At 31.3% G+C, this 7,407-nt stretch carries 7 protein-coding genes; 1 reads left to right on the top strand and 6 read right to left on the bottom strand.

Features of this window, described 5'->3' with window-relative positions:
* Positions 1-89: 89 nt before the first annotated feature.
* Positions 90-1,016: an AraC family transcriptional regulator gene (locus DFR80_RS14715; protein WP_114490444.1), complete on the bottom strand. Its 927-nt coding sequence runs from the start codon at positions 1,014-1,016 to the stop codon at positions 90-92.
* A 265-nt stretch (positions 1,017-1,281) separates the two neighbouring features.
* On the opposite strand from DFR80_RS14715, the gene DFR80_RS14710 reads away from it, so the two are divergent.
* Positions 1,282-3,096: a heme NO-binding domain-containing protein gene (locus tag DFR80_RS14710; protein ID WP_114490443.1), complete on the top strand. Its 1,815-nt coding sequence runs from the start codon at positions 1,282-1,284 to the stop codon at positions 3,094-3,096.
* 68 nt (positions 3,097-3,164) lie between these two features.
* Here DFR80_RS14710 and DFR80_RS14705 read toward each other — a convergent pair whose 3' ends face one another.
* From DFR80_RS14705 to DFR80_RS14685, 5 genes are all read right to left on the bottom strand, one after another.
* Positions 3,165-3,623 (bottom strand): hypothetical protein, encoded by a 459-nt coding sequence (locus DFR80_RS14705; RefSeq protein WP_076543819.1) that lies wholly within the window; start codon positions 3,621-3,623, stop codon positions 3,165-3,167.
* 92 nt (positions 3,624-3,715) lie between these two features.
* A complete protein-coding gene (locus DFR80_RS14700; RefSeq protein ID WP_114490442.1) occupies positions 3,716-4,504 on the bottom strand; it encodes a fumarylacetoacetate hydrolase family protein in 789 nt (262 codons plus the stop codon).
* Between the two features lie 21 nt (positions 4,505-4,525).
* Positions 4,526-5,311 (bottom strand): inositol monophosphatase family protein, encoded by a 786-nt coding sequence (locus tag DFR80_RS14695; protein WP_114490441.1) that lies wholly within the window; start codon positions 5,309-5,311, stop codon positions 4,526-4,528.
* Between the two features lie 61 nt (positions 5,312-5,372).
* On the bottom strand, positions 5,373-5,816 hold the full coding sequence (locus DFR80_RS14690; RefSeq protein WP_114490440.1) for a GNAT family N-acetyltransferase: 444 nt from the start codon (positions 5,814-5,816) through the stop codon (positions 5,373-5,375).
* A gap of 15 nt (positions 5,817-5,831) precedes the next feature.
* Complete coding sequence (locus DFR80_RS14685) at positions 5,832-7,328, bottom strand: GGDEF domain-containing protein (protein WP_114490439.1); 1,497 nt, start codon at positions 7,326-7,328, stop codon at positions 5,832-5,834.
* Positions 7,329-7,407 lie beyond the last annotated feature (79 nt).

The raw sequence follows: 7,407 nt of genomic DNA, 5'->3' as shown, positions 1-7,407 counted from the left end.
TAATCCCAATTATAAGGAGTTTTTCTATTTTAAGCAAGTATTCTCGCTGAAAATAGAACTTGACTTTTCTTAAATATTTTTATGCAATGCTAGTGAACCTGACTGAAATTATTTTCTTTAAAGTATTTGATTACTTTCTCAAAATATTGAATATAATAACTGAGCTCACCAAACTCTTCAATTAAATTTAGCTTTTTTAGTTGGGGATAATTTTTCTTTACTGCAAGCGGACTCTCTTCAAAATACTCATTAAATACTCGATAAAAACTCTTCACATTTCTAAAACCTGCTTTAAGTGCAATCTGATTAATATTTTGATCTGTATAAAGAAGTTCTGACAGTATTTTTTCCAGCCGCAATCGGTCCAAAAATTTTTTGAAATTAACTCCAGTTAATAGTTTAAATTTTTCTGATAGATAAGAACTATTATAATGTAATTCTTCTGCAATTTCCTTTAATGTCAAATTTTTTTGAATTTGATTTTCCAATTTTTCAATCACTTTAAGTACTATATTTCCCCTTGCTTCCTGATAAAATTGATCCTGACGTTGATTATAAATACAGTAATTGTTATTCAGCTCTCGAAAAAGTTCAGCTAGATTTTTCTTTATTTTTTCTTCCACTTGATAATGAGAAGAAAAATAATCTCTGGCTATTAAAGCAATTAAATATTTAATCTTAGTCAGATTATCCTGATTATTTAATTTGTATATCTTAGTTTCAAAGTTAGAAATTAAATTCAACAAATAACTATATTTAAAGTTAAAAACAAGATATTCAGCATCTTTTGATTTTCTAAGCAGCTGAAAGGGGGTATAACTATTAATTATCTTAATTTCCCCTGCCTTTAAATTTATTATATCTCTGGACTCACTATTAGAGTTGCTATAAGTTATTTTACCCTTTAAAAGCCAGATGATTTTTAAACTTCGATTAAATTTTTGCTGTTTTACAAGTGAATTAAGAGAAATGTTAAGGGGAAGACCAAATTTAAAATCTATTTTTTCGTAATTCATTACTTAAAACTCCTCAAATATTTTATAGGATACTCTAAAACTTAATTTTATTATATCATCTACAGCTAAAAATGTATAAATAAATACCGGTTATTGGAATCATAAACGGTATCTGTACAAATATTATTAAATTTTCCTATTAAAAGCAGGGATTATTCTACCTATCACGAATTATTATTAATATAGCTTATTAAAGAGGAAGCTATTTTATTTTTGTCTGCAAATAAATTTTAAAATTATATAATAAATAAATGGAGGGAAGTTTATGAAAGGAACAGTCGTCTCGACCTGGCTGAGTACTCTAACCAGAACATATGGGGAGGAAAAAGTCAATAAAGCTAAAAAGAAAGCAGGATTTAAGGAAGATTTAATTATTACTCCAATGACAACTATTGAAGATCAAAAAACAAAAGATCTAATGAAATATTTAGGCCAGGATGTTGGTAAAGATCCCGGAGAAATTTGGCATGAGATGGGGATTAAAAATATTGAAACTTTTTCTAAATGGTTTCCTTCCTATTTTAGCAACAGAACTTTGAAAAACTTTTTGATGTTAATGGATACAGTTCACCTACAGTTAACAGAAATGCTTCCAGGAGCTAATCCTCCTCGTTTGCGAGCAAAAGAATTAAATGATAATCAGATCGAAATGACTTATAAATCAAAGCGGGGTATGTATGACTATTTTCTGGGACTTCTGGAGGGAAGCTCTTCTTTTTTCAAAACACCTATCGAGGTAGAAGAAATTGATCGAGGTACTCTTGATGATGGCAGAGATTTTTTGACTATTCATATCAGCTTTGAAAAATCTTTTAGAAATAAGAAGAAATATCTCTTTTCAAAAATTTTAGGTCTGGGTTTTTTAAAGAGTATCCCTGCTAAAATGGGCTTAATTGGATTTATCTCAAGTTTTGCTTTAATATCTCTGCCACAATTTACGGCAGGATGGCAAGTTAATCTGGGCGGAGCAGCAGGGCTGGGAATTATTCTGACAATTATCAGCAAAATTTTAATGTCACCTATTAAAGCTATTGATGATGAATTAAGCAAAATAGAAGCCCTAAATCTCGATGACGAAAACAGGCTGCAAACTGCTGATGATTTTGAAAAATTATTTGAAAAGCTACGTCAGATTAAATCTAAATTAAGAGAAGATATACTCTTCCTTAAGGGTGGAACTGATGATATGCATAATTTTACTGAAGATTTTGTCGAGCTGGCTGAAGATATGGAAGAAGTATCTGATAGCATTTCTACAGTTGTCGATGAAGTTGCTCAGGGAGCACAGGCTCAGGCTCAGGAAACTGAAGAATCTGCCTATATAGTCAATCAGAATGTTGAAGAAATTGAAAAACTTGCTGAAGCGGGTCAGGAAAGCCGTGATAATCTCGAGAATGCTGTTAAAAATATCCGTTCCTCTACTCAGGCAGTTGTTGATGTAAATGAACGAATCAGTGGAGTTCGCTCTGCCTTTGCTAATGTTAACCAACTGGGAAAACAACTTTCGGAAAAAATTGAAACAATAATGGAAATTGTAGATACAGTTGAAGAAATTGCTGGCCAGACTAATCTACTTTCACTTAACGCTTCTATTGAAGCGGCACGTTCCTCTGATAATGGACGTGGCTTTACAGTAGTGGCTGAAGAAGTAAGAGAGTTAGCAGAAGAATCTCAGCAGGCTGTTGAAACAATCAGAAAAAATCTGGGAGAATTTACTGAACATGTTGAAACACTTAGTTCAAGTATCAGTGAACAGTTTAGCAACCTTGAAGCCAGTAATCAGGCTTTGGAGGAAGTTGCTGAATCGAGCAATAGTGCTACAAATGATATTGAAGCAGCTACCGATCAGGTTGTAGAAATAGTCAGCAGCTTAAATACTGAAACTAAAAAAATCAGAGAGGTTATTGAAAACTTTAATAACCTTGCTGCAATTGCTCAAGAAAATTCAGCATCCAGTGAAGAAATGAGTGCCAGTGTTAATAGCTATTCTGAAAAAATTAAAGAAATGACAGGTTATATTGAACAAATGGAAGATTTAACAGAAAACTTTCGTAATAACCTAAAAGGTTACAATGTTTAATTAATTACTGTAAAAATAAAACCGCTCTTTAGACCGGGAGCTTAAATCCTGATCTTAAGAGCGATTTTTTATTCTTTCAAATTATCTTTGATTACCTGTTCCCAGACCTGCATGTTATCCAGAAGCCAGGCAGCTGCATCTTTTTCTCCCTGATTATTACTAAATTCGACTTTTAATAATTCACTATTTTTCCTTTTACCAAGAAATGAATTGACTCTTTCTATGTTTTTAATATTATCTAAAGGTATAACTATATTCTTTTTTGGTACCCATCTTAAAAAATGTAGTTCATCCGGAGTTAAAAGTAAAGAGCCATTACCTCTAAGTTGAGCTCTACCAGCTGATTCTTGACCAAAAAAATTAACTTCTTTGCTAAAATAAATAATTCTATCTTTATGATAATTAGTAAATAGTTCTTCTGCCCTTTTTCTTTTAATACTTGCAATTACTCTATGAATAACATAACTAAGGACAGCTAAGAGAACAGGGATTAGTAAAACCAAAGTTTTCTGATTGAAAAACTGCATAATTAACCTCCCTAAAGAGCTGATATTCAATTAAAAATTAAATTATAATCGTTTTAAGTCAATGAGGGTCTAATTTTCTATTTTAACTTAATTTACTTTTCTTTACGAACTGTATTTTTTAAGCTTCCGATACCTTCAATTTCAATTGTAATTTGATCTCCATTTCTTAAAAAAACCTTCTCTTCTCTAGCAAAACCAACACCTTCAGGTGTACCAGTAAGGATAACTGTTCCCGGTAGCAGCGTCATATTATGTGAAAGATAACTTATCAGCTGTTCAATATTAAAAATCATATCTGAGGTTTTTGACTGCTGCATAACTTTTCCATTTAGAATTGATTTTATCTTTAAATCATTGGGATTAATTTCTGTTTCAATCCAGGGTCCTAAAGGACAAAATGTATCAAATGATTTTCCTCTGGCCCACTGCTTATCCAGCTTCTTCTGACAGTCACGAGCACTAACATCATTGGCACAACTATAACCTAAAATATAATCATCAACTTCAACAGTCTCAATATTTTTAGCCTTTTTAGCAATCACAACTGCCAGTTCTGCCTCAAAATCAACTTCGGCTGGAGCCAGTTGGGGTAAAACTATCTCAGAATTCGGCTCAGTTATACTGCTTGTTGCTTTTAGAAAAATAACCGGACGTTCTGGAATCTCAGCCCCTGTCTCAAGAGCATGTTGTCGATAATTTAAACCAATTGCTATTATATTTGGTGGTTGAACTGGTGCCAGAAGTTTAACATCTTCAAGTTTTGCAACTTTCTGACCAACAGAAAAACTTGAAAAAATATCGCCTTCAACTTCAAATACTTTTTCCTCTCTCAAAATTCCATTTCTTATTTCTTCACCTTTTTGATATCTAATAATCTTCATCTACTACTCACCTGCTCAATTTTATTTTTTATAGATTGCTTCAATAATCATTCTTAACTCATTTACTAGTTCTTTACTCCCTGCTATAAAAAGTGGCTCTCCTTCTATCTCAGTTTTAAAAACTTCTCCTCCTGCTTCTTTAACCAATAATTCTCCTGCTGCGAAATCCCATTCTTTAAGTTTAAATTCCCAATAAGCATCGATTCGGCCGCTGGCTACAGAAACAAGATCAAAAGCAGCACTACCAGAACGTCTGAGTCCTCTAATATTCTTTAAAATTTTATTTAAAGGTTCCAGATTATCAATTGTTGATTCTTTTTTATCATAAGGGAAACCGGTAGCAACAAGCGAATTACTTAAAGAGCTTTTTTGAGAAATTTCGATTGCTTGACCAGACTTATAAGCCCCTTTATCTTTAATTGCCGAATAAATCTCATCCAATTCTGGAATATAAACAACTCCAAGTACAATTTTATTATTATATTTTAAAGCAATTGAAACACAATAAATAGGATAACTACTTGCATAATTATTTGTTCCATCAAGTGGATCAATAACCCAGGTATATTTGCTCTTTTTATCAGTATAATTACTTTCTTCTCCTAGAATATTGTGTCCAGGATAGCTCTTTTCAATTTTTTCTTTGATCATATTTTCACTCAATATATCAATTTCTGTCACAAGATCAGTTAATGTGCTTTTAGTATTGATTTCTAAATTTTTCTTTTTCAACTTTTCCCTTTGAAGCTTACCAACTTCAAGTGCCCATTCTTTTGCGAGGGACTGTGCATCAACTAAATTGACCAAATTAAAAAGCACCTCCATAATTGATTATGCCCAAATTAATTTTATCAAAAACTTTCTTTAATTACAATTTTAACACCATTTCAAAGTGGGGAATATTATCTTCCAGATATCTATCAGATACAATTTCAAACCCCAAACTTTTATAAAAATCAAGAATATACTCCTGAGCAGAAATTCTAATTAATTCTGTATTTAGATTATCTTTAATAAAAGAAATAGCCTGTTTCATCATCTCAAGTCCAAGTCCTTCTCTTCTGTACTTCTTATTTACCAGAACTCTTCCTATAGATGCTTCTTCATACGATACGCCAGGCAAAATAATTCTAAGATAGGCTGCAATCTGTTCCCGGTCTTGATAAAATAAATGAAATGAATTTTGATCTTTATTATCACACTCATAATAAGGGCAGTCCTGCTCAACAACAAAAACATTAATTCTAGCTTCAATAATTTTATATAACTCCTGATTAGTCAGTTCTTCAAATTTTTTTATATGTAAATCCATAATTCGCTCCTTTATTTAATCAATTTGAACTTTATCACTTGTAAAGTATTTCTCTATTATCTCTGCTTTCTGGGCGCTAGAAAAATAGTATCCCTGATAATAATTGCAGTTGTTTTCTCTTAAAAAGTCTAACTCTTCTTTAGTCTCGACTCCTTCAGCCACAACTTCAAGTCCTAAATTACTACCCATCATAATAATAGTTTTAACAATATTTAAATTACTACGATTATGAACAAAAGACTTATCAATTTTAAGTTTATCCAGAGCAAAACGGTTTAAATATTCAAGCGAAGAATAACCGGTTCCAAAATCATCAATAGAAATTTTGACCCCCAATTCTTTTAATCTTCTCAAAACTTCTACAGTGTATTCAATATCTTTAATCACTGTTCTTTCTGTTATCTCAAGTTCCAAAAATCTGGCTTCAACTTTATATTTTTTCAGCAAATCATCTATCTTTTCAACAAAATTTTCCTGTTGAAATTGCTGAGGAGCTATATTCACCGACATTATTATACTACTATAACCTCTTTTTTGCCAGGATTTTAACTGCTGTAACGCTGCATTTAAAACCCAGTCACCCAGTCTTAAAATCATTCCTGTCTCTTCTGCCAGCGGAATGAATTCTCCAGGAGAAATTCTTCCTTTTTCCGGATGCTGCCAGCGAATTAATGCTTCAACTCCGATAACCCTATCCGATTTACTTTCAAGTTGGGGTTGATAAAATAACTGAAACTCATCATTTACTATAGCTTTTCTTAATTTACCCTCCAAATTTAATCTACCTGACAGTTGGCCCAGCATCTTTTGATCAAAGAATTTAACATTATTTTTTTCATCAACAAAGTGAAGTGCCAGTCTTGATTTTCTAATTAAATCAGAACAGTTTTCATCTTCTTCATTTACAGCAACTCCAATTTTAATCTTTAAATAAATTAGATTATTATTGACTTCATAAGGTTCTGAAAGTTTATTTATGATCTCATCAGCATATTCTTTTACTTCATCATTGCTTTTAGCAGAAGAAAAATAAAAGATAAACTCATCACTTTTACGAGCAATTATCATTTCTTCAGATAAAGTTTTTCGCAAACGCTGATAAAGTTCTCGTAGTATATCATTTCCTTTTTGATAACCATAATTACTGTTTACCAGAGTTAAATTATCTGTTATCAGGGTAAATAAATAAATTTGATTTTTATTACTTATATTTTCTCTAAGAGATTCTGAAAGATTACTTTCTAAAAAGTTCAAATTAGGTAGACCGGTTAAGGGATCATTATAGGTGAGTTTTTTTATTCTGTTAAGCATCTGATTAAAACCTGAAGCAAGAATGCCAAACTCATCTTGACTTTTAATATCCAGCTGAAAATTTAATTGACCATTTTCCACTCTTTTAAAACCTGAAACTATCTGCTTTATATTCTGGTTTATATATTTTGAGATATCAAATATAATTAAAAATATTATTAAAACAATAATACCAAAGATAATTAAACTTGAATTCGGCAAGTAAAAAGTTAAAGTAGTTCTTTTTAGATTTTTGCCGTTAAAAAATCATTTCAATCTTTAAAAATAAAATATTTTATTG

It is taken from the genome of Halanaerobium sp. ST460_2HS_T2, assembly GCF_003337665.1.
GTDB classification, from domain to species: domain Bacteria; phylum Bacillota; class Halanaerobiia; order Halanaerobiales; family Halanaerobiaceae; genus Halanaerobium; species Halanaerobium kushneri.
Note: the sequence above shows the minus strand (reverse complement) of the source record. Positions and strands in the feature narration are given on the sequence as shown.